At 67.9% G+C, this 25,548-nt stretch carries 25 protein-coding genes; 10 read left to right on the forward strand and 15 right to left on the reverse strand.

From position 1 onward, the window contains the following. Positions 1–14: 14 nt before the first annotated feature. From SGRAN_RS16515 to SGRAN_RS16525, 3 genes are read left to right on the forward strand one after another with little or no spacing between them, the layout of a single operon-like run. Positions 15–536 (forward strand): nuclear transport factor 2 family protein, encoded by a 522-nt coding sequence (locus SGRAN_RS16515; protein WP_067185511.1) that lies wholly within the window; start codon positions 15–17, stop codon positions 534–536. Positions 537–560: 24 nt separating this feature from the next. Further along, the gene (locus tag SGRAN_RS16520; protein ID WP_067185513.1) at positions 561–1,055 is read left to right on the forward strand and encodes a VOC family protein; all 495 of its coding nucleotides are present in this window, start codon (positions 561–563) and stop codon (positions 1,053–1,055) included. A gap of 12 nt (positions 1,056–1,067) precedes the next feature. After that, complete coding sequence (locus SGRAN_RS16525; RefSeq protein ID WP_067185515.1) at positions 1,068–1,823, forward strand: alpha/beta hydrolase; 756 nt, start codon at positions 1,068–1,070, stop codon at positions 1,821–1,823. Here SGRAN_RS16525 and SGRAN_RS16530 read toward each other — a convergent pair. From SGRAN_RS16530 to SGRAN_RS16535, 3 genes are all read right to left on the reverse strand, one after another. Continuing rightward, entirely contained in the window at positions 1,810–2,553 is a 744-nt protein-coding gene (locus SGRAN_RS16530; protein WP_082737316.1) for an SDR family NAD(P)-dependent oxidoreductase, read from the reverse strand. The two genes, SGRAN_RS16525 and SGRAN_RS16530, sit on opposite strands and share 14 nt — an antisense overlap. Positions 2,554–2,628: 75 nt before the next feature. Next, positions 2,629–2,919 (reverse strand): type IV toxin-antitoxin system AbiEi family antitoxin domain-containing protein, encoded by a 291-nt coding sequence (locus SGRAN_RS23070; protein WP_237233546.1) that lies wholly within the window; start codon positions 2,917–2,919, stop codon positions 2,629–2,631. A gap of 51 nt (positions 2,920–2,970) precedes the next feature. Beyond that, positions 2,971–3,258 (reverse strand): hypothetical protein, encoded by a 288-nt coding sequence (locus SGRAN_RS16535; protein WP_237233547.1) that lies wholly within the window; start codon positions 3,256–3,258, stop codon positions 2,971–2,973. Positions 3,259–3,680: 422 nt separating this feature from the next. Between SGRAN_RS16535 and SGRAN_RS16540 the strand changes: the two genes are divergently transcribed. The 4 genes from SGRAN_RS16540 to SGRAN_RS16550 are packed head-to-tail and all read left to right on the forward strand — an operon-like array spanning position 3,681 to position 4,546. Further along, entirely contained in the window at positions 3,681–3,887 is a 207-nt protein-coding gene (locus SGRAN_RS16540) for a cold-shock protein (RefSeq protein WP_067185518.1), read from the forward strand. A gap of 3 nt (positions 3,888–3,890) precedes the next feature. Next, positions 3,891–4,148, forward strand: coding sequence for a translation initiation factor IF-1 (gene infA, locus SGRAN_RS16545; protein ID WP_067105436.1), 258 nt, complete (start codon positions 3,891–3,893; stop codon positions 4,146–4,148). A gap of 25 nt (positions 4,149–4,173) precedes the next feature. Continuing rightward, entirely contained in the window at positions 4,174–4,314 is a 141-nt protein-coding gene (locus SGRAN_RS22665; RefSeq protein WP_156482933.1) for a hypothetical protein, read from the forward strand. Between the two features lie 22 nt (positions 4,315–4,336). Further along, a complete protein-coding gene (locus SGRAN_RS16550) occupies positions 4,337–4,546 on the forward strand; it encodes a hypothetical protein (protein WP_067105437.1) in 210 nt (69 codons plus the stop codon). A 46-nt stretch (positions 4,547–4,592) separates the two neighbouring features. Here the strand turns inward: SGRAN_RS16550 and SGRAN_RS16555 are convergent, their stop codons facing one another. From SGRAN_RS16555 to SGRAN_RS16590, 8 genes are all read right to left on the reverse strand, one after another. Further along, positions 4,593–6,059 carry an NAD-dependent succinate-semialdehyde dehydrogenase gene (locus SGRAN_RS16555; RefSeq protein WP_067185520.1) on the reverse strand — a complete coding sequence of 489 codons (1,467 nt, stop codon included), beginning with the start codon at positions 6,057–6,059 and terminating at the stop codon, positions 4,593–4,595. Continuing rightward, complete coding sequence (gabT, locus tag SGRAN_RS16560; RefSeq protein WP_067185522.1) at positions 6,056–7,336, reverse strand: 4-aminobutyrate--2-oxoglutarate transaminase; 1,281 nt, start codon at positions 7,334–7,336, stop codon at positions 6,056–6,058. Before gabT ends, SGRAN_RS16555 begins: the two co-directional genes overlap by 4 nt. Positions 7,337–7,359: 23 nt before the next feature. Beyond that, positions 7,360–8,535, reverse strand: coding sequence for an MFS transporter (locus SGRAN_RS16565; RefSeq protein ID WP_067185523.1), 1,176 nt, complete (start codon positions 8,533–8,535; stop codon positions 7,360–7,362). Then, on the reverse strand, positions 8,526–10,634 hold the full coding sequence (locus SGRAN_RS16570; protein ID WP_067185525.1) for a serine hydrolase domain-containing protein: 2,109 nt from the start codon (positions 10,632–10,634) through the stop codon (positions 8,526–8,528). The genes SGRAN_RS16565 and SGRAN_RS16570 overlap by 10 nt, the downstream gene beginning before the upstream one ends. After that, positions 10,631–12,034, reverse strand: coding sequence for a tetratricopeptide repeat-containing sulfotransferase family protein (locus SGRAN_RS16575; RefSeq protein ID WP_067185527.1), 1,404 nt, complete (start codon positions 12,032–12,034; stop codon positions 10,631–10,633). The genes SGRAN_RS16570 and SGRAN_RS16575 overlap by 4 nt, the downstream gene beginning before the upstream one ends. 5 nt (positions 12,035–12,039) lie before the next feature. Then, positions 12,040–14,400: a TonB-dependent receptor gene (locus SGRAN_RS16580; RefSeq protein WP_067185529.1), complete on the reverse strand. Its 2,361-nt coding sequence runs from the start codon at positions 14,398–14,400 to the stop codon at positions 12,040–12,042. Then, complete coding sequence (locus tag SGRAN_RS16585; RefSeq protein ID WP_082737318.1) at positions 14,397–15,314, reverse strand: carbon-nitrogen hydrolase family protein; 918 nt, start codon at positions 15,312–15,314, stop codon at positions 14,397–14,399. Before SGRAN_RS16585 ends, SGRAN_RS16580 begins: the two co-directional genes overlap by 4 nt. Positions 15,315–15,399: 85 nt before the next feature. After that, the gene (locus SGRAN_RS16590) at positions 15,400–17,205 is read right to left on the reverse strand and encodes an aminotransferase-like domain-containing protein (protein WP_067185531.1); all 1,806 of its coding nucleotides are present in this window, start codon (positions 17,203–17,205) and stop codon (positions 15,400–15,402) included. Positions 17,206–17,351: 146 nt separating this feature from the next. Between SGRAN_RS16590 and gntA the strand changes: the two genes are divergently transcribed. The 3 genes from gntA (at position 17,352) to SGRAN_RS16605 (ending at position 20,300) form a co-directional block, all read left to right on the forward strand. Continuing rightward, on the forward strand, positions 17,352–18,044 hold the full coding sequence (gene gntA, locus SGRAN_RS16595) for a guanitoxin biosynthesis heme-dependent pre-guanitoxin N-hydroxylase GntA (protein ID WP_067187139.1): 693 nt from the start codon (positions 17,352–17,354) through the stop codon (positions 18,042–18,044). Then, entirely contained in the window at positions 18,041–18,637 is a 597-nt protein-coding gene (locus SGRAN_RS16600; RefSeq protein ID WP_067185533.1) for a DUF1989 domain-containing protein, read from the forward strand. The genes gntA and SGRAN_RS16600 overlap by 4 nt, the downstream gene beginning before the upstream one ends. 490 nt (positions 18,638–19,127) lie before the next feature. Next, positions 19,128–20,300 (forward strand): pyridoxal phosphate-dependent aminotransferase, encoded by a 1,173-nt coding sequence (locus tag SGRAN_RS16605; protein ID WP_067185535.1) that lies wholly within the window; start codon positions 19,128–19,130, stop codon positions 20,298–20,300. A 17-nt stretch (positions 20,301–20,317) separates the two neighbouring features. On the opposite strand, the gene hutU is transcribed toward SGRAN_RS16605, so the two are convergent. The 4 genes from hutU to hutI are packed head-to-tail and all read right to left on the reverse strand — an operon-like array spanning position 20,318 to position 25,537. Then, complete coding sequence (hutU, locus tag SGRAN_RS16610) at positions 20,318–21,982, reverse strand: urocanate hydratase (RefSeq protein ID WP_067185537.1); 1,665 nt, start codon at positions 21,980–21,982, stop codon at positions 20,318–20,320. After that, positions 21,979–22,791 (reverse strand): N-formylglutamate deformylase, encoded by an 813-nt coding sequence (hutG, locus tag SGRAN_RS16615; RefSeq protein ID WP_067185539.1) that lies wholly within the window; start codon positions 22,789–22,791, stop codon positions 21,979–21,981. The genes hutU and hutG overlap by 4 nt, the downstream gene beginning before the upstream one ends. Further along, positions 22,788–24,317 (reverse strand): histidine ammonia-lyase, encoded by a 1,530-nt coding sequence (gene hutH / locus SGRAN_RS16620; protein ID WP_067185540.1) that lies wholly within the window; start codon positions 24,315–24,317, stop codon positions 22,788–22,790. Before hutH ends, hutG begins: the two co-directional genes overlap by 4 nt. Further along, positions 24,317–25,537 carry an imidazolonepropionase gene (gene hutI / locus SGRAN_RS16625; protein ID WP_067185542.1) on the reverse strand — a complete coding sequence of 407 codons (1,221 nt, stop codon included), beginning with the start codon at positions 25,535–25,537 and terminating at the stop codon, positions 24,317–24,319. The genes hutH and hutI overlap by 1 nt, the downstream gene beginning before the upstream one ends. Positions 25,538–25,548: the final 11 nt, after the last annotated feature.

Here is a 25,548-nt window from a genome sequence, read left to right on the forward strand (position 1 = left end):
TTGAAAGGCGAACTATGGCCGATCTCGACGAACTTCTCGCCAAGCAGGATATCATCGAAGTCCTGCATATGTACTGCCGCGGAGTCGATCGCCTCGACGAGGAACTCGTACGCGGTATCTACCATGAGGATGCGTATGACGATCACGGCTACTGGAAGGGCCGCGGCTGGGATTTCGCGCCCTTCGTGGTTGGCCGGCTGCGCGAGGCGAACGACTGGACGACACATTCGATCACCAATGCCCTGATCGAACTGCGCGGCGACAAGGCGCTGTGCGAGTCCCAGGTGATGGTGCATCTGAAGCGACGCGGCGCGGGTCCTGTGCTCGTGGACGTGATGGGGGCGCGCTATGTCGACCGTTTCTCGCGCCGCGACGGGGTTTGGAAGATCGACGAGCGCACCGTGGTGCTCGATTGGCACAAGGTCGAGAGCTGGGGCGCCGAGAGCGCGCCGATCCCGCTCGATGATTTCACCACGGGTCAGCGCGACCGCGGCGACGCAATTTATATCATGCAGGAAAAGTTGACGCGGCGCTGAGCAGCGGCCCACGAGGAGAGAAAGATGATCATCGGCGTCCATCACACCGCGATCTCGACACATGATATCGAGGCACTCTCGGCCTGGTATATCGAGATGTTCGGGCTCGAGAAGCTGTGCGACGACGGCTGGTCCGACGCTCCGGAACTCGACAAGATTGTCGGCCTCGACAATTCCGCGGCACGCTTCATGCTTCTGAGCGGCGGCAATCATTGCATCGAGCTGTTCGAGTTCAGTTCGCCCGAGCGCGGCGAGCACACGCCGAGCCGCCCCGTCTGCAAGCCGGGCTTCACGCACATCTGCTTCGCGGTCGACGACATCGTCGCGGAGCATGCGCGGCTCAGCGCCGCAGGCATGGAATTTTTCTCGGCTCCGACGGTAGCCGGCGGGCGTCCGCTCGTTGCGACCTACGGCCGCGACCCCGACGGAAATGTTGTCGAGCTGCTGCAAGTGATCGACGATGGTCCATTCGCGTTCCCGACGACGCAGCCGCAGTGGAAGGTCGGGCGGAAGGACTGAGAGGAAAGAGCCATGACCGCAATCCGGCCCGAAAAAGACGTCGACATCATCTTGGTGCACGGGCTGTTTATCGGCCCATGGGCATGGGACCGGGTACGCGAACATCTGCCCGACGAGTTCACCGTCCATACGCCCGAACTGCCGTTTCAATCGCTTGCCTCCGACGCCGCGCTGGTACGCGGCCAGGTCGCATCATCGGTTGCTGCCGGTCGCGCCGTCCTGCTCATCGGCCATAGCTATGGCGGGATGGTGATTTCCGAGGCCGGCCATGACGCGACCCATCTTGCGTATCTCGCCGCGCTCGCTCCTGAGCCCGGGCAGACCACCGCCGACGTCGCGGCTGGCTGCGTAACCGATCTGTGCAATGCCGCTATGATCCCGTCCGACGACGGCCAGACGATCAGCATCGACCCGGAGCAAGCGCCGGCAGCCTGGTACCATCTCAGCAGTTCCGAGGACGCGGCGGCGAGCATTGCCCGTCACCGTTCGGCGCAGGCCTCGATTTTCGGCGAGGCGGTCGCGCGCCCAGCCTGGCTCGAGCGCCCGTCGACCTATATTCAGTGCACAGAGGATCGCGCAGTCGATCCAGGATATCAGAGCAGCATGAGCCGAAGGATGGTCACCTCGGCCAGCGTGAGCGGTGACCACTCCGCTTTTATCTCTGTGCCTTCCAAGGTCGCCGCTGTCATCGAGATGCTCGCAAGGTCCTGCGGTGCGAGTAGCATCGGCCGCTCGCCGGGCCAGGAGAAGCGTCTCACTCCGCCATAAGCCCGGCATCGATCAGATGATCGCTGGCGGTGATGTAGGACGCAGCGTCTGACGCCAGGAAAAGGACGAGCTCCGATACCTCGCCCGGCTCACCGATCCGCCTGAGCATCGTCATCTGCTCGCGAAGCCCCCGCTGTGACCCCACCGCGGTAGCCATCGGCGTTTCGATAAAGCCCGGAAGCACTGCGTTGGCGCGGATCCCATGTTTCCCATATTGCCCCGCGACGAGCTTCGTCATGCCGCGCACGGCAAACTTGCTTGCGACATATGCCAGGTTGGGCGCGCCGCGCGGGACGCCCGTACCCGCAACCGAAGAGATGTTGACGATCGATCCTATGCCGGCGCGCAGCATCGAGGGTATGACGCTGCGCATACCGTAGAAGACACCCGTCTGGTTTATTGCGATGATGCGGTCCCAATCCTCGTCGGACAGGTCCGCGGTCATCGCGGAAGGACCGAGAACCCCGGCGTTGTTCACCGCTATCGTTATCGGACCGAAGCGGGCCTCGCTTTCGCCCACAACTCGGGTCCAGTCATCCCTGCTGGCGACATCATGTTTGAGAAACAAGGCGTCGCTTCCGAGCTCAGCCGCTAAAGCCTCCCCCTCGTCTTCGAGCATGTCGGTTAGGACCACCCGTGACCCCTCGGACACGAACAGGCGGGCATGCGCTGCACCCATCCCACGCGCTCCACCCGTTATGAGCGACACCTTGCCTGCCAAGCGATCCATCGAGAATACTCCTGAAACGAACATTTGTTTGTTTAAAGATGCACGTCATCGAGCCCTTACGCAAGGTCGCTCGTCTCAATTTCCTCGTGCCTTCGCGAGGCGGTACGTGCCGAACCCGACGCGCTCCAGAATGCCCTCCTCGCACATCATCGTCATGTACTGGCGGGGCACGCCGATGGCCTCAAAATCCTTCGTCCGAACTGTTAATCGGGAGGCCGCGAGTTCTGCCGCCCGGTCCCGAAGAGAGATTTGGGCCACTTTTTTTGTAACAGTTTTGGGGTCAGAAAGGAGTGATTTTTTAGACGTAACCTCTTGAAGTTCCGGGGCTTCTATATCATCTACCCAGTGGTGCCCTCTGCTATCCACCTTGGGGAGCCATCTTCTTTCCACGATGGCAGCGACAGGCTTCGGCGCTTTTCAGTCGTCCGAAATGGTTTCGTCCTCAATGGCCGCGGTGATCATCCGATCCCATATGGCGGCGTCGCCGACGGCAACCATGCGCCCGCTCGGTTCGCGAAGCGTGCGGAGCACCGCAAGCGCGGCGTCGGTATATTCGGGCCAGCTTTCGTCGACCGCCGCTCCGGCCGACGACATGTTCCCTTCGGCATTGCGGCTGAGCGCATGGCCGGCGAGCACGCGCGCGACCCGTTCGACAGGGACGGTTTCGGCTGCATCGAGCAGCGCTTCGCGGCGGTCGGTCATCATATCCATCTCCTGTCACGGACCAGGCTCCGCTGGCGAGCCTGTCCCTGACGAACGCACGGCGAAGACGGCAGTTGCCGCGTCCGGGTTTGCCGATCCTTCGCACGCCGGCAGAGCGATACGGGGCGGAAACCGGATGTCGGCCTGAATCGATGAAATCGCGATTCTCAAACGCATCGTCATATGAAAAAATCCGGACGAATCCGGCGATCGGACATTAGAAAAGAAAGCGAATTCCGAGTGCCGATCCTGCGGGGATTTTTCGCGAAACTTGACTTTTTTCCCTCATCTACCCATATTGTCCGCGCTAACGTCGCCTGCGACGGAAAATTTACGCCCCAGGCGCTGAACTTCCCTTCTCACGCTACCAGCTCCGCCGGTGCTTTTGCCGGTGGGTATCTTGTTTTCGTGAAAGGAAAACACCCATGCCAATCGGCACCGTCAAATTCTTCAACACCGACAAGGGTTACGGCTTCATTTCGAATGAAGACGGCTCGGGCGACAGCTTCGTCCACATCACCGCCGTCGAGCGCGCCGGAATGGCGACCCTCAACAAGGAGCAGCGCCTCTCCTACGAACTGGAAACCGGCCGCAACGGCAAAGTATCGGCCGTCAACCTTCAGCAGGCCTGATCCTTGGCGAAAGAAGAGCTTCTGACCTTCGAAGGCGTGATCGACGAAATCCTGCCCGACGGCCGTTTCGGCGTCGTGCTCGAAAATGATCACCGCCTCATCGCCTACACCGCTGGCCGGATGCGACGCTTTCGCATCCGGTCGGTGGTCGGCGACTCGGTCCGCGTCGAAATGACGCCCTACGACCTGACCAAGGGCCGCATCGTCTATCGCGAGCGCGGCCCCGGCGGTCCCGGCGGCGGCGCGCGCAAGCGCCGCTGACCTACAGAATAAACAAGAGTAAAGAATGATTTATAACAATATTTTCCCGCGCCTTGCGGGCCTGTCCCTCGCCGGCAAGGCGATCGCACCGCGTCCGGCTCCGCGCCGTTCGCCGACGCTGTCGCGCCGCGAGTTGCGGCGACTGATCGCCGACATGGTTGATTGACACACGAACAAGGGAGCAGACGATGTCCGCCACGATCGATTTCTACCTGACACAGGCCGAGAAATGCGATGTCGATGCGGCCGGCACCAAGCTGGTGCAGGTTCGCGACCGCAGCCTGCGCGCAGCCGCCGCCTGGCGCGCGATGGCGGACAAGCTGATCCGCGCCGAAACGGCGCGTGCGGAAAAGGAACGGCAGATCGAAGCCGCGCGCAACGCCGCCAAGGTCGACTGAGCGCGAGCCGCCGTTCCGTTTATCGGAACCGATTGTCCCTCAGGGGTCAGACCGGATTCAGGCCCATGCAGACATATTTGATCTCGAGATAATCGTCGATTCCATAGCGTGACCCCTCGCGCCCGACGCCCGATTCCTTGATCCCGCCGAACGGCGCGACCTCGGTGGAGATCAGACCGGTGTTGACCCCGACGATCCCATATTCGAGCGCCTCCGCGACGCGCCAGACGCGCGCGAGGTCGCGCGCATAGAAATAGGCGGCGAGGCCGAAGCGCGTGTCGTTTGCCTGCGCGATGACGTCAGCCTCGTCCTCGAAACGGAAAACCGGCGCCAGCGGGCCGAAGGTTTCCTCCTGCGCGACCGCCATCGCCGCCGTGACCCCGACAAGCAGCGTTGGTTCGAAAAAGGTGCCGCCGAGCGCCGAGCGCGCGCCGCCGCAGACAACCCGCGCGCCCTTTGCAGTCGCGTCGGCGATATGCCGTTCGACCTTTTCGACCGCCGCTTCCTCGATCAGCGGGCCGACCTCGATCCCCGGCGCCGCGCCATCGCCGACCTTCAGCGCCCGCACAGCGTCGGCGAGGCGCGCGACGAACGCGTCATGGATGCCCGCCTGCACATAGAGACGGTTGGCGCAGACGCAGGTCTGCCCGGCGTTGCGGTATTTGGATGCGATCGCGCCCTTCACCGCTTCGTCCACATCGGCGTCGTCGAAGACGATGAAAGGCGCGTTGCCGCCGAGTTCGAGGCCGAGCTTCTTCACCGTGTCGGCCGACTGGCGATAGAGCAGCTTGCCGATCTCGGTCGAGCCGGTGAAGGAGAGCTTGCGGACCAGCGGGTTGCCCGTCATCTCTTCGCCGACGCCGCGCGCATCGCTGGTCGGGACGATCGACAGCAGGCCGGCGGGCAGCCCGGCTTCCTCCGCCAGCACTGCGAGCGCGAGCGCCGACAGCGGAGTCTGCGCCGCCGGCTTGACGACGATGCCGCAGCCCGCGGCGAGCGCCGGACCAACCTTGCGGGTGATCATCGCGGCGGGGAAGTTCCACGGCGTGATCGCCGCGACGACACCGACCGGTTGCTTGAGCACGAGGATGCGCTGCCCACCGTGCGGCGCCGGTATCACGTCACCGTAGACGCGCTTTGCTTCCTCCGCGAACCATTCGATGAAGGAGGCCGCATAGGCGATCTCGCCCCGGCTTTCGGCGAGCGGCTTGCCCTGTTCGGCGGTCATCAGCCGCGCGAGATCCTCCTGATTCGCCATGATCAGATCGAACCAGCGGCGCAGAATCGCGGCGCGCGCCTTGGCCGGGGTCGCCGCCCAGGCGGGCATCGCCGCCGCCGCCGCATCAATCGCGGTGCGCGTGTCGGCGGCGGTCGTATCGGCAACCTCGGCGATCAGCGCCCCGGTCGCGGGGTTGGTGACGGCCAGACGGCGTTCGCCCGCCACCCAGCGGCCGCCGACGAAAGCCTCGGTCCGCAGCAGGTCGCCGCGCGTCAATGTCCATGCGTTGCTCATAATGCGCTCAATGCCTCTTCCAGTATCGCCATGCCCTCGTCGACCACCGCGTCGGACGCGGTGAGCGGCATCAGCAGGCGGATGGTTTCGCCGTGGATACCGCAGCTCAGCAGCACAAGCCCCCGCTCCAGGGCGCGCGCCGTCACGCGCTTCGCCGCCGCGCCGTCGGGCTCGTCGCCGCCGCGCGCCGCGAGCAGGTCGAACGCGACCATCGCGCCGGGGCCGCGGACATGACCGATGGGCAGAAGGTCATTGCGCGCCGCGAAGGCTTCCAGCGTGGTCCGCAATCGATCGCCGATGGCGTTCGCCCGCGCGATCAGCCCCTCCTCCTCGATCACGTCGAGCACCGCGAGCGCCGCCGCGCAGGCGACGGGCGACCCCGCATAGGTGCCGCCGAGTCCGCCGGGCTGCGCCGCGTCCATGATGTCGGCGCGGCCGATCACCCCCGACAGCGGGAAGCCGCCGGCGAGCGACTTGGCGACGGTCATCAGGTCGGGCTCGATCCCGCCATGCTCGATCCCGAACATCCGCCCGGTGCGCGCGAAGCCGGTCTGCACCTCGTCGGCGATCAGCAGGATGCCATGCTCGTCGCAGATACGGCGCAGCGCCTGGAGCAATTCGGGCGGCGCCATGTGGAAGCCGCCCTCGCCCTGCACTGGCTCGACGATGATCGCGGCGACGCGCGACGGCTCGATGTCGGCGGCGAACAGCAGCGACAGGGCACGCAGGCTGTCCTCGACGCCGACGCCATAGTGGGCGATCGGGAACGGCAGGTGGAATACCTCGCCCGGCAACGGACCAAAGCTGCGCTTGTAGGGCAGCACCTTGCCCGTCATCGCCATGGTGAGCAGCGTGCGGCCGTGAAAGCCCCCGCCGAAGGCGATCACGCCCGGCCGCCCGGTCGCGGCGCGCGCGATCTTCACCGCATTCTCGACCGCTTCGGCCCCGGTCGTGAACAGGACCGTCTTGGCGGGCCCCGCGATGGGCGCGAGCGCGTTCAGCCGCTCGCACAGCGCGACATAGGGTTCATAGGCGACGACCTGAAACGCCGTGTGAGTGTAGCGGTCGAGTTGGTCGCGCACCGCCGCGATCACCCGCGGATGGCAATGCCCGACGTTGAGCACCGCGATGCCGCCGGCAAAGTCGATGTAGCGCGTGCCGTCGGCATCCCACAGCTCGGCATTTTCGGCGCGCTCCGCGAACAGCGGCGTCGCGGTGGCGACCCCCTGCGGAACGGCGGCGGCACGGCGCGACAAAAGAAGGGCATTCTGGCTCATCGTTGGACCTCGTTGGTTTGGGATCAGTCTTGGGAAGGGGCGGCGCGGTCGAGCAGCCGGGCGGGCCAGGCCGCCGCAAGCCCGCTGAGCAGCAACAGCAGCACCGCAGCCCCGATCGTCAGCGGATAGCCGCCGCGATCGAGCAGCAGGCCGGTCAGCAGCGGCCCGCTCGCCAGGCCGAGCTTCGAACAGAAGCCGCCGAGCGCAGCAGTCCGCCCGACCTTGTCGAAGGCGGCGGCAAGGCCGAGCAGATAGGGGATGGTGAAGGCCCACACGATCGCCGAGCCGATGTTGGCGGCGACATAGACGACGGCGAGATCGGAGCGCCAGAAGGCGGCGGTGAACAGCAAGGTCACCGCGATCGAGCCGAGGATCGGCTTCGCCCGCCCGAAGCGCGCGCCCATCGCGACGACGAGGATCGACCCCAGCGCGCCGAGCCAGTTGGCGGCGGCAAGCGTCGGCCCGATGAAATCCTGCGACAGGCCCGCATTGCGCCCCAGCCCGATGATGAAGGCGGCGAGACCCATATTGCCCGCCTGGAACAGGAAGATGGCGGCGAGCGTCGCGGCGAGCGGGCGCCGTGCGATCGGCGCGGGCGCGGCGGTCACGCCGCTCTCCGTCGCAACCGGATAAGCAGGCAGGAAGGGCAGCATAGCCAGCGTCGCGAGGCTGAAGGCGGCGAGTGCGAGGAACAGGATCGCGGTGCCGTAATGCGGAACCAGCGGCGGCAGCGCCCACAGGCCAATGCCGCCGATCCCGAACTGCACGACGAGCAGCATCCCGAACACACGATCGGGCGAACGGGTGCGCGCGATCACCGCGAAGGCCACCCCGACGAGCAGTCCGCCGACGATCCCATGACAGGCGCGCAAGGCCGTGAGCCATGGCACCGACACGACGCGGGTCGAGACGAGGTCGATGGCGATCAGGCCGAGCAGCGCCGCCGTTGCGGCAACACGCCACGGGATACGCCGGATCAGGAACACCGCGGCCAGCGCCCCGACCGCAGCCCCATAGACATTGGCCGATGCGATCAGCCCCGCGCTCGCGGGCTTGATCCCCAGCCCGTCCGACAGGCCGGTGACGAGCGCCGCCATGATGTTGACGTAGAAAAGCCCGGCGGTGGCGAGGAAGGACAGCAGCACAGCGGCGGGCAGGCCATCGGGCGCGACCCTGGGCAGCTTGTCGGTCAGCCGCATGGCGTATCCTCTCCGGTCAGCGCCACGGCGGCGGGACCCCAGTCCCAATGATCGCTGTCGCCGAAGCTGTAGAAGAGCGCGTCACGGCTAGGCAGCATCGCAACCGAAATGCCGCCGAACCCCGACATGGCGGGACCCCAGAGCGGCGCAGCGCAACCTTGCTTCGCGCCCATCTCGCGCGCCCAGAAGCCGGCGCGGTAGCGAAAGCCGGGAAAACCCGCCGGAAGCCCGCCGCCCTTCGGCGCGCGCTGCATCGCCGCGTCGAGCAGGCGCCGATCGAGCAGCCCGCCCGCGCCTTGCATCAGCCAGCGCGACAGCCGCGCGATGTCGTCGGGCTGATAGGTCAGTCCCCAGCCGACGAAGGGCTGCGCCGCCGCATCCTCGGTCCGCCGCGTCGTCGACAGCGTCGGGCTGAGCTCGAGGTCATCCCACAAGGGTCGGACGAGATCGTCGTAGAGATCGGCGTCCGCGCCGCGCTTCTCGCGCAGGATCGCGGCCATCGCGGTGCCGAGCAGATAGGTGTCCGAGGTATGATAGACCCATTTGCCGCCCGGCGGCGCCTTGCGCGGATAATAGGTGCAGGCGAAGGCGATCTTCGCCGCATGGTCGGCGGGCTCGAAGAAACCGGCGATCGACGGGTCGTCTTCGTCGGCCATATAGACGGCCGAGCGATAACGGCCGGTCGTCATGTCGAGCGTCTGCTCGAGCGTCACACCCGCCCAGCCGCGCGCGCAGGCGGGGACATAGGCGGCGATACTCGCCCCGGCGCTGCCCGGATAGAGTTTTTCGAGCCGCATCAGCGCCACCCCGCCGAACAGCGACTTGGCGGTCGAATAGGAAGGCAGGTCGATGACCTCGCACGCCGGATAGTCGCCATGACGCGTGACGCAGGCGCTGCGATAATGGATGCCGTCCACCACCGCGCCATAGACGGTCGGCTCCGGTCCCGCGGCGGTGGCGAGCGCCAGCGCATCGGGCAGCGCCTCGACCGGACGCACCGGAAGCCGCGCCGCGACGACCGCTTCGTGCCGCCGGACGATCGCCTCGGCATCGGCGACCGCGCCCGGCGCAGCGCGCGCGGCGACGAAGCCCCAGGCGTCGAACTTGCGGTAGCGGCAGGTCTCGCCCGCGATCTCAAAGGCGGCCTTGCTCACCGTTCCGTCCGCGCCGAACAGGAAGGTCAGCATCCCGTTGTGCGTGCAATTGGCATTGCGCTCCTGCAATGCAAAGGGCAGCGCGGCGCGGGCCAGCCCGCCGTCACCGGGCTCGGACCAGACGCGGCCGGGCTCGATGATCCAGTTCCAGTCGGGATGGGTCGAGGCGATCAGTCCGCGCTGCGCGGGGATCAGCGCATCGCCGTGCTGGACGAGAGCGAGGTCGAGGTCGGGCAGCGAGCGGATCGTATCGCCGCGTTCATAGCCCTTCTCCTCGGCGATCAGGCGAAAGCCCGCCATCGCCGCGCCCGCCAGATGCAGTCGACCGGTAAAATTCGCCTGCGGCGGCGCGGCATCGGCGGTGGGCGCGAAGGCCGACAGATCGACCGGACGGTCGAACCCCGTGCCTGCGAACAACGCGTCGCGGCCCAGCGCCTGCCGCGCGTCCGAGGTTTCGGCTCGGGCAACGCCAGTCACCACCACATCGTCGAACCAGCAGGTCGCGCGCTTCCCCTGCGCCGACAGGCGAAGCAGCAGGCCGCCCCCAAGCCCTTCCCCGCCGTCGGCGAGCGCCTGTCCGCCCGGCCACAGCGTCACCGCATCGGCACGCGCCTTGCCGACCGAAAGGATCGGCGTCCATGTCGCGCCATCATCGCGCGAGGCTTCGGCCATGCAGGCGGCGGTGTCGTCGAGAGCGTCGGCGGCGATCTTCGCATTCACATACAGGCGGCGTTTGCCCTCGACCGGCACCGCGACCTGCGCGCTCGCGCCGGCGGTGAGGCGCATCGAAACATTGCCCTCGAAACTCGTCAGCCGCACGTCGCCCGCGCCCGCCGCGCGCCACGGGTCGGCGCTGCCCTGCTGGAAGTCGCTGCGCAGCAGTTCCTCGGCAGCCGCGCTGCCGGGCGCCGCGAGCGCGACGAGGATCAGCGGCCAATATCTCATCGTCCGTAATCCAGCGGAATACCGGCGCCGCGCAATGCGTCGGCGAGGGGCGCGAGCCCGGCCTCATAGCGCCGCCAGAGCCCGACCGAACGGTCGTGGATCGGCGCGCGGACCTGCACCGCGCTCGCGGTCGCGACGGGTGCGGGATTGCGGTGAAAATCGAGGCAGCCATCCTCCCAATCGAGCCCGCACGCCGCGACGAGACGCCGGCTTTCGCCCTCCTGGTCGGCGATCAGCGCCTCATAGTCGATCTCGATCATCCGGCCGGGCAGCGCGGCCCGCCAATGGCCCATCAGCCGTTCGTGGGCGATGCGATAGGCGGCGAGGTCGCCGAGGTCGTAGCTGAACGGATAGCCCATGCGGAACAGGGTCTTGTACATCGCATAGCAGCCGTCCATCGCTCCGCGCCGGACATGGACGATGCGCGCGTCGGGCAGCGCGAGCGCAATCAGCCCGATATAAAGGCAATTGAGCGGCGTCTTGTCGATCGCGAACGGCGCGCCCGGATCGCGCTCGGCGATGCGCGCGCGATAGGCGCGGCCGAGCGCGGCATGGTCCATCGCGGCGCTGCGACGGATAAGGTCGGCCTTGCCCTGCGCCGTTCCCGCCCCCTCGACCAGCGCGAGCGCGAAATCCTGAATTTCGCCAAGGCTCGCGACGCGGCTGTGCGACGAGAGGATGCGGTCGACCAGCGTCGTCCCGCTGCGCGGCAGGCCGAGAATGAAGATCGGCCCCGGCTCGGCGGCCGGTGGCGGTGCGCCGCGCAGGCGTTCGGCCGAAAAGGCGTCGGCGATTCCCGCCATCGTCGCGACATCGTCTGCAACGCGATAGGACAGGCGCGCGCGCCGCGCATCGGCGGCCGCCTTCAGAACCGCGAACGCCCGGTCATGGTCGCCAAGGTCCTCGAGTTCCTTCGCCAGCGCATGACCGAGCGCGATGCGCGCTTCCGCGTCGCGCCCCGCCGCCGCCATTGCGCGATCCAGCGCCGCGACATGGTTGCGCTCCGCCGTCGCGCGGCGCAGCGTCGAGCGGTTGGCCCATGCGTCCCAGTCGCGCGGATCGGCCGCGATCACCCGGTCGAAATGTGCCTCCGCCGCATCGATCCGGCCGATCGCGATCGACGCGGCGGCAAGATCATAATGCGCCCGCGCATCGTCCGGCGCCAGTTCGACCGCACGGGCGCAACAGCGCTCGGCCTCGACCGGCCGGTTCATATGACCGTGATATTCGGCAAGACGGCGCAGGTCGCGGGGATTGTCCCACGCGCGTTCCTCGATGGCGGCGAGGATCGTGCGCGCCTCGCGGTAGCGGCCGCCCAGCGCCGCCTCCCTCGCCCGCGCCAGCCCGGCGTCGAAATCGCCGGGACGAGCGCGGGAAGGAGGAGCGGCGGGCGGCGCCATGACCGTCAGAAACGCACGTCCGCCGACAGGCCGACGGTCCGCGGCAGCGTGATCATATCCTTCGATCCGTTGCCGTAATAGCCCTGCCCCGGCGACGTCCCCATATAGGCTTCGGTGAAGATGCCGGTGACGCCGTCCGCGTTGAACAGATTCTTGACGAACAGCGTCAGCCCATAGGGGCCCTTGCGCAGCGTCGCCGAGGCGTTCCAGATCGAGAAGCCCGGCAGACGCACGTTGAACTTGGGCGAGGTGCTGATCGCGTTGCGCGTCGACGACTGATAGAAGCCGTCGCCGCGCAGCGTCAGGCTGGTGTCGTCGCCCAGGTCGAAGCTGTAATCGGCGCTGCCGGTCAGGATGTGGCGCGCCGAACCGGGCAACCGGTCGCCGTCGCGCCCGATCAATGTGCGGCTGGGGTCGGGGGAGAAGAAGTCGCGCGTCAGCTTTGCGTCGACATAGGTGTAGCCGAGCGCATAGTGGAAGCCGCCCGACCGGCCCTCGACCTGCGCCTCGATGCCCTGCGAGCGCGCCTTGCCGCCGTTCTGGACGACATAGAAACCCCAGACCGGCGTCGCGGTGTTGAGCTGGATGTCCTTCCAGTCGATATAGAAGGCGTCGAGGTTGTAGGTCAGCCCGCCGACGCCGCCCTTCACGCCGACCTCATAGTTGATCAGCGTGTCCGACTTGTACTGCTGCCACGACGGGTCCTCGGCATAGCGGCCGATCGTCGGCACGGCGTTCGACCCGCCTCGGCGATAGCCCTGCGACACCGTGGCATAGAGCAGACCGCGGTCGGCGAATTTCCACGACAGATTGCCCTTGAACAGCGCCTTGTCCTCGCTGGTGCGGAAGGTCGCGTCGGTCGGCTGCGACAGCGAGGGGAAGATCGGGATGTCGATCGAGGTGTCGTTGCGCGCCTTGTTCCAGAAATAGCGCACCCCGCCGGTCAGATCGACCGTATCGGTGACGTGCCAGGTCAGCTCGCCGAACAGCGCGCGATCCTTGAAATTCTCGTGCCGGCGATAGAAGAAATCCTGATCGCCCGCGACCGCGGCAGGCAGGCCCGTCGCCGCGTCCCACCAGCGCTTGAAACCGCGCAGATAGCTGTCCTGCGACGAAAAGAGCTTCTGGTCCTGGTAATAGGCGCCGACCACATAATCGAGCGGCCCGCCGCCCTTCGACACCAGCCGCAGTTCCTGCACGAAGCTCTTGTCGCGATAGCCGCGCACCGCCGACGCCATCGGGCGCGGATAGTTGTAATAGAAAGCGAGGAAACCCGCCTTGGCATAGAAGCCGGTATTCTCGCTGACACTGTCGCCCTCATGCTCGTACCATGAGGAACTGGAGGTCAGCGTCGCGAAGCCCAGGTCGACATTCGCCTCCAGCGCGACCGAATCGACGTTGCGGTTCGACGGTTCGAGCTGGACCGAACCGTTCTGATACCCCCGATACGCCTCGCCATAACCGTCGAGGCCGCGCGTGATCTGGCGGCGGCCGCCGACCTTGTCTTCCTGATGGTTATAGGTCAGCGTCACGTCGACGGCGTCGCTCGGCTGCCACAGCGCGGCGATGCGGCCGTACCAGACATGGACGAAGTCGGCATCCTTGACGCGGCGATATTCGGCGTCGGGCGCCAGCACGCCCGCCGGCGCGGTCGGGATGCCATCGCCATCGAGCTTGTAGACGTTCACATAGTCGGTGAGCCCCGGATAATGCTGGCGGCTGCCGACCGCACGGATCGCGAAGGTCTCGCCCAGCGGCACGTTGAGCACGACGTCGGCCTCGTAGCCGATGCCGTCCGATCCCTTGACGCTGCTGACGCCGCCGGTGACGCGCCCTTCGAAGCGGCCGAGCACCGGCTTCTTCAGGATGTAGCGCACCGTGCCGCCGAGCGCACCCGACCCATAGAGCGTGCCCTGCGGTCCGCGCAGCACCTCGACCCGGTCGAGGTCCTTGAGCAGATAGGCGGCAAACAGCGGCGTGTCGTTGACATAGGTCGACACCGGCGAGATGCCCGAGACGGCATAATCGCCGAGCGCGGCGCTGTCGACGTTGACGCCGCGGATCGTCACCGTGTTGATAACGCCGGCGTTGCGCCGGCCGCGATCGACGACCGCGACGCCGGGGATCGAGCGGAGGAGTTCGGCCTGGTCGCGCGTCTGGTTCGCGTCGATCCTCTCGCCGCCGACCGCCGAGATATTGTACGGAATGTCGATCGTCCGCGCCTCGCGGCGCGTCGCGGTGACGACGATGTCGGTGTCGTCGCTCGCGGCTCCCGCCTCCTGAGCGAAGACCGGCGCCGGCAGCACCGCCAGCAGTCCCGTGCAGGCGAGCGATGTCGTCGCCAATAGTCGTGTGTGAATCATCATGGCTTTCCCCCCTTTTGTGTCATTGCGGGCGTGCCCGCACCATCCCGCGCGGCCGGGCCGTCGCGCGAGGATGCGGGCTGGATCAGTGGGCCGAGTGCCCGCAGCGCGGGCGAAGCCGCGGGGCCGCGGTCATAGGCCTCGAAATGCTGCGGGCCGTCGCGAAGGCTCTTGAGCGGCTGGCCGAGACCGTGCCAGCCGCGCTCGCGGCAGCGGCGGACGTGATCGAGGTCGAGGTCGACGGCGATGACCTCGCGCCCCTGCCCCGCCTCGTGGATCATCTCGCCACCCGGCCCCGCGACGCACGAGCGCCCATAGCCGAGGTCGCCCGCGACATTGACCGACACGACATAGGCCTGGTTGGTCGCGGCGGCGGCGCGGACGATCGACAGTTCGACGTCGCGGTCGATCGTGTTGGTCATCACCGGGTTGAGGATCACCTCCGCCCCGCGCCAGATCAGCGAGCGCACGACCTCGGGAAACCAGATGTCGTAGCAGATGGCGAGCCCGAAGCGCCCGACGCCGGGGACGTCGAACACGGTCGGCTCGCTGCCGCCCGTCACCCCTTCTTCATAGGGATAGAAGGGATAGATCTTGCGGTGCCGCGCGGCGATGCTGCCGTCAGGGGCGAAGACACTGGTCGTGTTGTAGATCGCATCGCCGTCGCGCTCGAACAGCGATCCGTTGACCAGCCACAGCCCATGCTCGCGCGCCATCGCGGCGAAGGCGTCCTCGGCCGGACCGGGCAGCGGCTGCGCGTGCGCGGTGGCCGGGCCGAAGCAGGACAATTCGCCCAGCACCACCATGTCGACCCAGCCGAAACGGCGGCGGACGAGGCGGATTTCCTCGGCAATGCGGTCCAGATTGTCGCCGCGCGGCAGGGCCAGTTGCAGTCCGGCGATCGCGAAATGAGTCATGATCCTCCCCGGCGCGCCGATCGGGGGCGCGTCCGGTTATCATGGTGCCTCCCAGGCACGCCTTGCGATAGGTCCAGTTTGGAAATCAGGATGGTGCCAGATTGCCGATGCGTCCGATCACCGCCCAGTCGACGACGCGGTGGCCGGGGTCCAGCCACTGGATGACGTCGCCCTCGACCGCGACGTGGAAGGCCGCCGCCTCGCCATAGGACCAGCTCTGCCATTGGCGATGCCAGCGGTCGCCCTCGATCCACCAGCGCCCCGTGTCGACGTCTTCGTCAGCATGGCCGGCGCACCCGGTCATCGTGCCGTCGGGCAGCAGCAATATGGTGCAGGGATCGCCATAGATGGTCCGGCAATCGAGCCGCGCGCCGCTCATCTTGCGGCGCAGCGCCCGGCCGGTCAGGATCGGCAGCGGATCGGCCTTCTTCTCCAGCACGTCGTTGAGCGCCGCGGTCAGCGCCGCGACGCCGGGCCGGATGCGGTCGGCCGGCAGGCTGGTGACGCCGAGCCGGAACAGCGCCGGCGGCAGACTGCCGGCATAATAGGGATCGACCCGCTCGAACAGCACCCCGCGGCGTTCGGCCGCCGCGGCCAGCTCGGCGACGTCGAGGCCGTCGGGACCGCGCACCCACATCGTCGTCCCGCCACGCACCGGCTGGATCGCGATCGAGCGCGGCAGATAGTGGTTGAGCGCATCGCGCAGCGCCATCTGGCGCACCCGGAACTCGCGCCCGATGCGCCGCATCATCGAATCATAATGACCGAGCGACAGGAACTGCGCGGCGGCGCGCTGATTGTTCGGCGGCGGCTGCTTGACCGACAGCCGACGCAGTTCGCGCAGATGCGCGACGACCTCGCGATCGGCGACCATGAAGCCGAGCCGCAGGCCGGGATCGAGCACCTTGGCGAGCCCCGCGATATAGACGACGCGGCTGCCGCCGGCCATGCTGCGCAACGCTGGAAAATCCTGGTCGAGATAGTTGGTCTCGCATTCGAAATCATCCTCGACGACGATCAGGTCGTGCGCTTCCGCGGCGGCGAGCAACTCGCGGCGCCGGTCGAGCGACAGCGTAGCGCCGGTCGGCAACTGATGGCTGGGCGTTACCACCGCCAGGTCGCAGCTTGCGAGGCGCGCATCGGTGACGATGCCGTCGGCATCGACCGGCTGGAGCACCACCTCGCCGCGCCGCGCCTCGATCAGCGCGCGCAGCTCGAACGGACCGGGGTCCTCGACCGCGACGCGGCTTCCCTCGGCGCAGAAGAGTTCGAGCGCCAGCAGGCGCGCATGCTGCGTTCCCAGCGTGAGCAATATCTCGTCGGGCCGGGCATAGATGCCGCGTCGCGGCAGAATCTTGGTGCGGATTTCCTCGACCAGCGCGGCATCGTCGTCGGCGATTCCCGACCAGGAGGCGATCTGCCGCCGCTTCAGCGACAGGCTGGCCGCCTCGCGCCACTCGTCGGCGGGGAACAGGCTGTCGTCGAAACAGCCGTCGAGGAAGGGATAGCGATATTGCTGCCAGTTGGCGGGGCGCGGCCTGGGCAGCGCCGGCAGGCGCGGCAGGCGCTCGGACCAGGGCAATCCGTTCGGGGTCGCGCGCTCGGCGATGCCCGCGATCTCGCCGAAGCCGCTGCGCCCGGCGGTCAGGTCGCCCGAAACGAACAGGCCGCTCCGCTCGCGCGCCACGACATGCCCGTCGGCGACCAGCTGCTGATAGGCGATCGTCACCGTGTTGCGCGCGACGCCGAGCAGCCGGGCCATGGTACGCGAGGACGGCAGGCGATGCCCCGCCGGCCACGCCTGCGACCGCATCAGTTCGATCACGCCCTTGCGGATCTGGTCCTGCAGCGTGACGTCGCCGTCGCGGTCGAGGATGAAGGATGGGCGCATAGCCGATGGTGTCCCAATCGCGGGGCGCAGATCAAGTTCAAACCACGGCCGCCGGCGCGATGCGGCAAACGGCCGGACGACAATCCAGATCAAGATTCGCCGATCGGCCGATGCAGCTTATTCTTTTCTGCCGCGTTTTCCGCACCATGGAAACCAGTATCATTGCGGCGCCCCCCGAAACCGATCTTTCCCGCCGATTCCGGACTTTCGTCGGCGCCCCAGATTTTCCCTGCGTCGGCGCGAAATCCGCGCTGGCGAACGACATGCTGCGGATCGTCGAGGCGCACGACCTCACCAGCGGCTGGAACGACCTTCAGATTCACCGCGAACTGCTCGAATGGGCGCGCGCCTACAAGGACGACCCGGCGGGTTTTCGCAGCCTCGCGGTGATCTTCCACGGCCCCGACGATCTCGACGAGCCGGCGTTCGAGACGGCGCTGTGGGAGCGCATCCAGTCGCTCGCCGACAAGGACGCCTGGAAAGGCCTGCCTTACGACCCGCGCGTCCATGCCGACCCGGATCATCCGCATTTCTCGCTGAGCTTCGGCGGCGAGGCTTTTTTCGTCATCGGCCTTCATCCGCGCGCTTCGCGCCCCGCGCGCCGCTTTCACCGGCCGGTGCTCGTCTTCAACCTCCACGACCAGTTCGAACGGCTGCGCGCCGAAGGGCGCTATGAACGGATGCGCGAGCGGATTCTCGCGCGCGACGAGCGGCTTGCGGGCAGCATCAACCCGATGCTCGCCCGCCACGGCGAGGCGAGCGAAGCGGCGCAATACAGCGGCCGCGCCGTCGAGGACGACTGGGCCTGCCCCTTCCACGACCCGAGGGCCGGCGCATGATAACCGAAATCCCGCCGCGCAGCGGCACCGCCTTCCGGCTCGCCCGCGGCGACAGCCTTCGGGTCATCGACCCGGATGGCGGGCAGGTCAGCGACATGCTCGCCTTCATGGCCGACGATCCGCGCGAGGCGCTGTCGAATGGCCGGACGTTCGATTATGAGGAGACGATCCGGCTGACCACCGGCCATCGCCTGTGGTCGAACCGGTCGCGGCCGATGCTGGAGATCGTCGAGGACAGCGTCGGCACGCACGACTTCCTTTTAACGCCGTGCAGCGAGGCGACCTTCCGCCATTTCTATCCGGACAAGCCGGTGCATCGCGGCTGTTTCGGCAATCTCGCCGAGGCGCTCGCACCCTTTGCCGTCGCGGCCGACGCGATTCCGACCGCCTTCAATATCTTCATGAACGTGCCGGTCGCCCCCGACGGCAAGATCCGGGTCGAGGCGCCGACCACCCGGCCGGGCGACTTCATCCGCCTGCGGGCGCTCGCGGACCTGATCGTCGGGCTCACCGCCTGCTCGGCCTACGACAGTTGCGGCGGCAGCTTCAAGCCGATCCACTATGCGATCGAGCCCGCCGGCGGGGATGGCTGAATAGGACGCGGATCAGAGCACCATGCGTTAAATCTGAATCACCCTTGTTCTGCTCGTGCCGAGCTTGTCGACGCACCCATGGTCTGTGGGGATACGGTTTCGGCACGGTTTGTCCCTTTCGTCACCCTGAACTTGTTTCAGGGTCCATGGTCTGCCCTCACCTGAAAGACGGCGCAAAAGGAGAGGTCCGGCCATGGATGCTGAAACGAGTTCAGCATGACGATGGATGAAGCGGTGCGCCGAACTCCGAATCCCCACAGGGAATCCCCACAGGCCATAATCCGCATCCGCCTTCCTGAGGCGTTTGGCGTTCCCCTTTTTCCAGAAAGGAACCGCTCCCCGGCGAACGCCGGGGTCCACACTGGGTAGCGCTACGCCATCTGGACCCCGGCGTTCGCCGGGGACCATGCATTTCCCTGCCATCCACCCCTGCTCGTCCACGCCACAAGGGGCTGGCCATTCGCCCGGCAAGGCGGCACAAGCCTTCGCCATGACCCAGCCGCGCACCGCCGACGCCATCGAACCGTTCCACGCCATCGAACTGAGCCAGCTCGCGCAGAAGATGCGCGCCGCCGGCGCCCCGGTGATCCATATGGAATTCGGCCAGCCGTCGGAGGGCGCGCCGGCGGGTGCGGTCGCCGCCGCGCAGCAGGTGCTGAGCAGCGGCGACATGCTCGGCTATTGGGAAAGCGCGGCGCTGCGCGAACGCATTTCGCGCCATTATCGCGCCGCCTATGGCGTCGATGTCGCGCCGCGGCGCATTGTCCTGACCTGCGGCGCGTCGCCCGCGCTGGTCCTCGCGCTGCTCACCGGCTTTCGCGCAGGGAGCCGGGTGATGACCGCGCGGCCCGGCTATGTCGCCTATCGCAATTCGCTGCGCGCGCTGGAGATGACGCCGATCGAGATCGCCTGCGGCGCCAACGACCGCTTTCAGATCGCGGCGCGCCACATCCGCGAGGCGGCGCCCGCGCCAGACGGGCTGATCGTCGCCAGCCCCGCCAATCCGACCGGCACGATCATCCCGCCGCACGAACTGGCGGAGATCGCGGCGGCGTGCCGCGAGCGCGGCGTCCGCATCATCTCCGACGAAATCTATCATCGCCTGAGCTACGGGATCGAGACCCAGTCGATCCTGAACCATGACGACGACGCCTTCGTCATCAACAGCTTCTCCAAATATTACGGCATGCCGGGGTGGCGGCTCGGCTGGGTGATCTGTCCCGAGGCGCTGGTCGACGCCGCGCGGGCGCGCGCCGGCAACCTCTTCCTGTCGCCCCCGGCGCTCAGCCAGCACGCCGCGCTCGCGGCGTTCGACTGCGAGCCCGAACTCGACGCGCGCGTCGACGTCTATCGCCGCAATCGCGAGCGGCTGCTCGCCACCCTCGCCGATCTCGGCATCACCGATATCGCGCCGTCGGACGGCGCCTTCTATGTCTATGCATCGATCGCGCATCTGACCGACGACAGCATGGCCTTCTGCAAGCGGCTGCTCGCCGACACCGCGCTCGCCACCGCGCCGGGGATCGATTTCGACCCCGTGAACGGCCATCGCTTCATCCGCTTCAGCTACGCGCTGAGCGCCGAACTGGTCGAAGAGGCGTGCCGCCGGTTGACCGACTGGTTCCGCAGCGGTGCCGCCGGGGATGCGCGCGCGCCGGCCTGAGCGGGTTGGAGGCCGCCTCAGGCCAGCGACGGCAGGTCGAGGCCCTTTTCGCGCGCGCAGTCGATCGCGATTTCGTATCCCGCGTCGGCGTGGCGCATCACGCCGGTCGCGGGATCGTTCCACAGCACGCGTTCGAGCCGCTTCGCCGCCGCCTCGCTGCCGTCGGCGACGATCACCATGCCCGCGTGCTGCGAATAGCCCATGCCGACGCCGCCGCCATGGTGCAGCGACACCCAGGTCGCCCCGCTCGCGGTGTTGAGCAGCGCGTTGAGCAGCGGCCAGTCGGACACCGCGTCGGTGCCGTCCTTCATCGCCTCGGTCTCGCGGTTGGGACTCGCCACCGACCCCGAATCGAGATGGTCGCGGCCGATCACCACCGGCGCCTTGAGCTCGCCCTTCGCGACCATCTCGTTGAACGCGAGGCCGAGCCGGTGGCGGTCGCCGAGCCCGACCCAGCAGATGCGCGCCGGCAGACCCTGAAACTGAATCCGCTCGCGCGCCATGTCGAGCCAGGTGTGAAGATGCGTGTCGTCCGGCAGCAGTTCCTTCACCCTGGCGTCGGTGCGATAGATGTCCTCGGGATCGCCGGACAGCGCCGCCCAGCGGAACGGGCCGACGCCGCGGCAGAAGAGCGGGCGGATATAGGCGGGGACGAAGCCCGGGAAATCGAAGGCGTTGTCGACGCCCTCGTCCTTCGCCATCTGCCGGATATTGTTGCCATAGTCGGTGGTCGGCACCCCCGCGGCGTGGAAATCGAGCATCGCTCGGACGTGCGTCGCCATCGATGCCTTGGCCGCCCGCGCCACCGCCTGCGGGTCGCTCTCGCGCTTCTCGACCCACTCGGCGACGCTCCAGCCGGCGGGGCAATAGCCGTTCACCGGATCGTGCGCCGAGGTCTGGTCGGTGAGCAGGTCGGGGCGCACCCCGCGCGCGAACAGGTCGGGCAGGATTTCGGCGGCATTGCCGAGCAGGCCGACCGAGACCGGCTTCCGGTCCGCGCAGCTTGCTTCGATGATCGCCAGCGCCTCTTCGATCGTGTCGGCGCGGTGGTCGAGATAGCCGGTGCGCAACCGCATCTCGATCCGGCTCGGCTGGCATTCGATCGCGAGGCACGAGGCGCCCGCCATCACCGCGGCGAGCGGCTGCGCGCCGCCCATGCCGCCGAGCCCGGCGGTGAGCAGCCAGCGGCCCGACAGGTCGCCGCCATAATGCTGGCGCCCCATCTCGACGAACGTCTCGTAGGTGCCCTGCACGATGCCCTGGCTGCCGATATAGATCCACGACCCGGCGGTCATCTGTCCGTACATGGCGAGCCCGCGCCGGTCGAGTTCGTTGAAATGCTCCCACGTCGCCCAGTGCGGGACGAGGTTGCTGTTCGCGATCAGCACGCGCGGTGCGTCGGCGTGGGTGCGGAAGATGCCGACCGGCTTGCCCGACTGGACGAGCAAGGTCTGGTCGTCCTCGAGCCGGCACAGCGCCGCGACGATGCGGTCGTAGCTTTCCCAGTCGCGCACCGCGCGGCCGATGCCGCCATAGACGACCAGCTCCTCTGGCCGCTCGGCGACGTCGGGGTGCAGATTGTTCATCAGCATCCGTAGCGGCGCTTCGGTCAGCCAGCTTTTGGCGGACAGATCGGTGCCGGTGGCGGGGCGGATGATGCGACTGTTGTCGAGGCGGGTCATGGGCATCCTTTCGCGAAATCGAGCACGGCGGCGATCCCCTGCCGCAGCGTCGGCAGGATCGCGGGATCGGCGTCGAGCGGGCTAGGCCAATTGCTCTCGTCGGGCGAGGCGGGCTCGGTCATGTAGCCGCGGCAGGCGAGTTCCATCTGGATCGCGTGCACGCCCGCTTCGGGGCGGCCGTAATGCCGCGTCGTCCAGCCGCCCTTGAAGCGGCCGTCGCGGACATGACCGAAGCCGCTCGCCGCGCATACCGCCTCGACCGCGTCGGCGAGCGCGGGCGCACAGCTTCGCCCGCTGTTGGTGCCGATGTTGAACTGCGGCAGCTCGCCGTCGAACAGCCGCGGCACATGGCTGCGGATCGAATGGCAGTCATAGACGACGACCGCCGGATGGACGGCGCGCAGCCGCGCGATCTCCGCCTCGATCGCTGCGTGATAGGGCGCGAACCATGTCGCCGTGCGCCGTTCGATCTCGTCCGCGCCGGGCGGATCACCGCGATAGAGCGGTTCGCCGTCGAAGCTCGTCGTCGGGCACAGCTCGGTCGTCGCTTGCCCCGGGTAGAGCGAAACGCCGCTGGGGTCGCGGTTCATGTCGATGACGCTGCGCGAGATATCAGTCGCGATCGTCGTCGCACCGAGTTCCGCGCCGAAACCGTAGAGCGCCTCGATCCACCAGTCGGCGTCCTTGCGCGCGAGCCACGGCGACATGAACCGCGCCGCCAGCGCTTCGGGGATCGCTGTGCCGCCGTGCGGAAAGCACAGGATCAGCGGCGCCTCCCCGCGCGCGATGCGAAGCCAGTCGCCGCTCATCGTATCACGCCCGGCAGGGCGACACCCGCCGCCTCCGCCAGCGCATCGCTCCTGACCAGCGCCGTAGCGGCCGCCATGTCGCTGGCGAAATAGCGATCCTCGCCCAGCCCCGGCACGTCGCGGCGCAGCCGCGCGCGCACCCGTTCGAGTGCTTCCGACGAGCACAGCCCGGCGTGGAAGTCGCAGCCCTGCGCCGCGGCGAGCAGTTCGATGCCGATGACATTCTGCGCATTGGCCGCCATCGCGAGCAGCCGCCGCGCGCCGTGCGCCGCCATCGACACATGATCCTCCTGGTTCGCCGAGGTCGGGATCGAATCGACGCTCGCAGGATAGGCGCGCTGCTTGTTCTCGGAGACGAGCGCCGCCGCCGTGACCTGCGGGATCATGAAGCCCGAGTTGAGCCCCGGATGCGCGGTCAGGAAGGCGGGGAGCCCCGACAGCGCCGGATCGACGAGCATCGCGACGCGGCGTTCGGCGATCGAGCCGATCTCGCAGATCGCGAGCGCGATCATGTCGGCGGCGAAAGCGACGGGCTCGGCGTGGAAATTGCCGCCCGACAGCGCCTCGTCGGTGTCGGGGAAGATCAGCGGATTGTCGGAGACGCCGTTCGCCTCGTCCTCCAGCGTCGCCGCCGCCTGCCGCAGCACGTCGAGCGCGGCGCCCATCACCTGCGGCTGACAACGCAGGCAATAGGGGTCCTGAACGCGCGGATCGTCGTCGCGGTGCGAAGCGCGAATCCCCGAATCGGTCATCAGCGCGCGCAGCGCCGCCGCGACCTCGATCTGCCCGCGATGGCGGCGCAGGGCGTGGATGCGCGGGTCGAAGGGCGCATCGGTGCCCTTCGCCGCTTCGGTCGACAGCGCGCCGGTGAGCAGCGCGGCACGGAACAGCCGGTCAGCCTCGAACAACCCGGCGAGCGCATAGGCGCATGAGAACTGCGTCCCGTTGAGCAACGCCAGCCCTTCCTTCGGCCCCGGCGCCAGGATCGGCAGGTCGGCGGCGCGCAGAGCGTCGGCGGCGGGCATCCGACGCCCCTGCCAGACGATCTCGCCCACCCCCATCATCGCCGCCGCCATGTGCGACAGCGGCGCGAGGTCGCCGCTCGCGCCGACCGACCCCTGGCACGGCACCACGGGCAGGCAGTCGCGCGCGAGCATCGCGTCCAGCATCTGCACCGTCTCGCGCCGCACGCCCGAGGCGCCCTGCGCAAGACTGGCGAGCTTGAGCGCCAGCATCAGCCGCACGACGGGCGCGGGGGTGGGGTCGCCCACCCCGGCCGAATGGCTGAGAATGATGTTGCGCTGGAGCGCGCTCAGTTCGTCGTCGGCGATGCGCACGCTCGCCAGCTTTCCGAAACCGGTGTTGATGCCATAGACCGGCCGCTGGCGCGCGAGGATGCGCGCGACCGCCGCCGCCCCGGCATCGACGCGCGCCATGCACGACGGGTCGAGCGGCGGCGCGTCGCCGCGATAGATGGCGTGCCACTGCGAAAGCGTCACCGCGCCCGGCGTCAGCATCGTCGTCATCACCCGTTCCCCTGAAACATATTCCCCTGAAGCATATCCCCCTGAAAGACGCGGGCGTGCAGCGGGCTCATCCCCATGTGATAGGGAACCTCGGCCAGCGTCTCGACCGACCAGATCGCGAGGTCGCAGTCCTTGCCGACCTCCAGCGTCCCCACGCGCCCGTTCAGTCCCAGCGCCCGCGCCGCGTGGCGCGTTACGCCCAGCCAGCATTGCTCGACCGTCAGTCCGAACAAAGTCGCCGCCATGTTCATCGCCAAACGCAGCGAGGTGAGCGGCGACGTGCCGGGATTGCAGTCGGTCGCGACCGCCAGCGGCACTCCCGCGGCCACGAGCGCCGCGACCGGCGGCTTCGTTTCGTCGCGCAGAAAATAATAGGCGCCGGGCAGCAGCACCGCGACGCTGCCAGCCGCCGCCATCGCGGCGATCCCGTCGGCGCCCAGATGTTCGAGATGGTCGGCGGACAGCGCCCCGTACCGCGCCGCGAGCGCCGCGCCATGCTGGTCCGAAAGCTGTTCCGCGTGAATCTTGACCGGCAGCCCGGCCGCCTTCGCCGCGACCAGCACGCGCTCGGTCTGCGCGGGGGTGAAGCCGACCGTGTCGCAATAGACGTCGACCGCGTCGGCAAGCCCCGCCACCGCCGGGATCATCGTGTCGCAGACGAGCGCGATATACTCGTCGGCGCGCCCCTTATATTCCGGCGGAACGCTGTGCGCGCCGAGGAAGGTCGCCGCGACGCGCACCGGCCGCGCCGCAGCCAGCGCCTTCGCCGCGCGCAGCATCCGCAGTTCGTCGTCGAGCGACAGGCCATAGCCCGACTTGATCTCGACCGTCGTCACCCCGTCGGCGAGCATCGCGTCGAGCCGCGGCAGCGACGCCGCGACCAGATCGGCCTCGCTCGCCGCGCGCACCGCCTGCACGGTCGAGACGATGCCGCCGCCCGCCGCCGCAATCTCCTCGTAACGCGCGCCCGCCAGCCGCATCCGCCATTCGGCGGCGCGCGTCCCGGCGTAGACAAGGTGGGTGTGGCAATCGATCAGGCCGGGGGTGATCCAGCGCCCCCCGCAGTCGATCGTCTCGCGCGCGCCTGTTGGCGCGTCCGCCTGCGGCCCGACGAAGCATATCCGCCCGCCCTCGGCCGCGACGGCGCCGCGCTCGATGATGCCGAGGCCATCGTCGCCCATCGTCGCGACCCGCGCATTGATCCACAGTCGATCGGCCATTGCCCTCCGCC

Origin of the sequence: Sphingopyxis granuli (assembly GCF_001559015.1) — a bacterium.
In the GTDB taxonomy this organism is placed as follows: domain Bacteria; phylum Pseudomonadota; class Alphaproteobacteria; order Sphingomonadales; family Sphingomonadaceae; genus Sphingopyxis; species Sphingopyxis granuli.

What these genes read in the sequence shown, in the direction of transcription:
- SGRAN_RS16515 (WP_067185511.1), top strand. Translation starts at nt 15, where the DNA reads ATGGCCGATCTCGACGAACTTCTCGCCAAGCAGGATATCATCGAAGTC.
- SGRAN_RS16520 (WP_067185513.1), top strand. Translation starts at nt 561, where the DNA reads ATGATCATCGGCGTCCATCACACCGCGATCTCGACACATGATATCGAG.
- SGRAN_RS16525 (WP_067185515.1), top strand. Translation starts at nt 1,068, where the DNA reads ATGACCGCAATCCGGCCCGAAAAAGACGTCGACATCATCTTGGTGCAC.
- SGRAN_RS16530 (WP_082737316.1), bottom strand. Translation starts at nt 2,553, where the DNA reads ATGGATCGCTTGGCAGGCAAGGTGTCGCTCATAACGGGTGGAGCGCGT.
- SGRAN_RS16535 (WP_237233547.1), bottom strand. Translation starts at nt 3,258, where the DNA reads ATGATGACCGACCGCCGCGAAGCGCTGCTCGATGCAGCCGAAACCGTC.
- SGRAN_RS16540 (WP_067185518.1), top strand. Translation starts at nt 3,681, where the DNA reads ATGCCAATCGGCACCGTCAAATTCTTCAACACCGACAAGGGTTACGGC.
- SGRAN_RS22665 (WP_156482933.1), top strand. Translation starts at nt 4,174, where the DNA reads ATGATTTATAACAATATTTTCCCGCGCCTTGCGGGCCTGTCCCTCGCC.
- SGRAN_RS16550 (WP_067105437.1), top strand. Translation starts at nt 4,337, where the DNA reads ATGTCCGCCACGATCGATTTCTACCTGACACAGGCCGAGAAATGCGAT.
- SGRAN_RS16555 (WP_067185520.1), bottom strand. Translation starts at nt 6,059, where the DNA reads ATGAGCAACGCATGGACATTGACGCGCGGCGACCTGCTGCGGACCGAG.
- gabT (WP_067185522.1), bottom strand. Translation starts at nt 7,336, where the DNA reads ATGAGCCAGAATGCCCTTCTTTTGTCGCGCCGTGCCGCCGCCGTTCCG.
- SGRAN_RS16565 (WP_067185523.1), bottom strand. Translation starts at nt 8,535, where the DNA reads ATGCGGCTGACCGACAAGCTGCCCAGGGTCGCGCCCGATGGCCTGCCC.
- SGRAN_RS16570 (WP_067185525.1), bottom strand. Translation starts at nt 10,634, where the DNA reads ATGAGATATTGGCCGCTGATCCTCGTCGCGCTCGCGGCGCCCGGCAGC.
- SGRAN_RS16575 (WP_067185527.1), bottom strand. Translation starts at nt 12,034, where the DNA reads ATGGCGCCGCCCGCCGCTCCTCCTTCCCGCGCTCGTCCCGGCGATTTC.
- SGRAN_RS16580 (WP_067185529.1), bottom strand. Translation starts at nt 14,400, where the DNA reads ATGATGATTCACACACGACTATTGGCGACGACATCGCTCGCCTGCACG.
- SGRAN_RS16585 (WP_082737318.1), bottom strand. Translation starts at nt 15,314, where the DNA reads ATGACTCATTTCGCGATCGCCGGACTGCAACTGGCCCTGCCGCGCGGC.
- SGRAN_RS16590 (WP_067185531.1), bottom strand. Translation starts at nt 17,205, where the DNA reads ATGCGCCCATCCTTCATCCTCGACCGCGACGGCGACGTCACGCTGCAG.
- gntA (WP_067187139.1), top strand. Translation starts at nt 17,352, where the DNA reads ATGGAAACCAGTATCATTGCGGCGCCCCCCGAAACCGATCTTTCCCGC.
- SGRAN_RS16600 (WP_067185533.1), top strand. Translation starts at nt 18,041, where the DNA reads ATGATAACCGAAATCCCGCCGCGCAGCGGCACCGCCTTCCGGCTCGCC.
- SGRAN_RS16605 (WP_067185535.1), top strand. Translation starts at nt 19,128, where the DNA reads ATGACCCAGCCGCGCACCGCCGACGCCATCGAACCGTTCCACGCCATC.
- hutU (WP_067185537.1), bottom strand. Translation starts at nt 21,982, where the DNA reads ATGACCCGCCTCGACAACAGTCGCATCATCCGCCCCGCCACCGGCACC.
- hutG (WP_067185539.1), bottom strand. Translation starts at nt 22,791, where the DNA reads ATGAGCGGCGACTGGCTTCGCATCGCGCGCGGGGAGGCGCCGCTGATC.
- hutH (WP_067185540.1), bottom strand. Translation starts at nt 24,317, where the DNA reads ATGACGACGATGCTGACGCCGGGCGCGGTGACGCTTTCGCAGTGGCAC.
- hutI (WP_067185542.1), bottom strand. Translation starts at nt 25,537, where the DNA reads ATGGCCGATCGACTGTGGATCAATGCGCGGGTCGCGACGATGGGCGAC.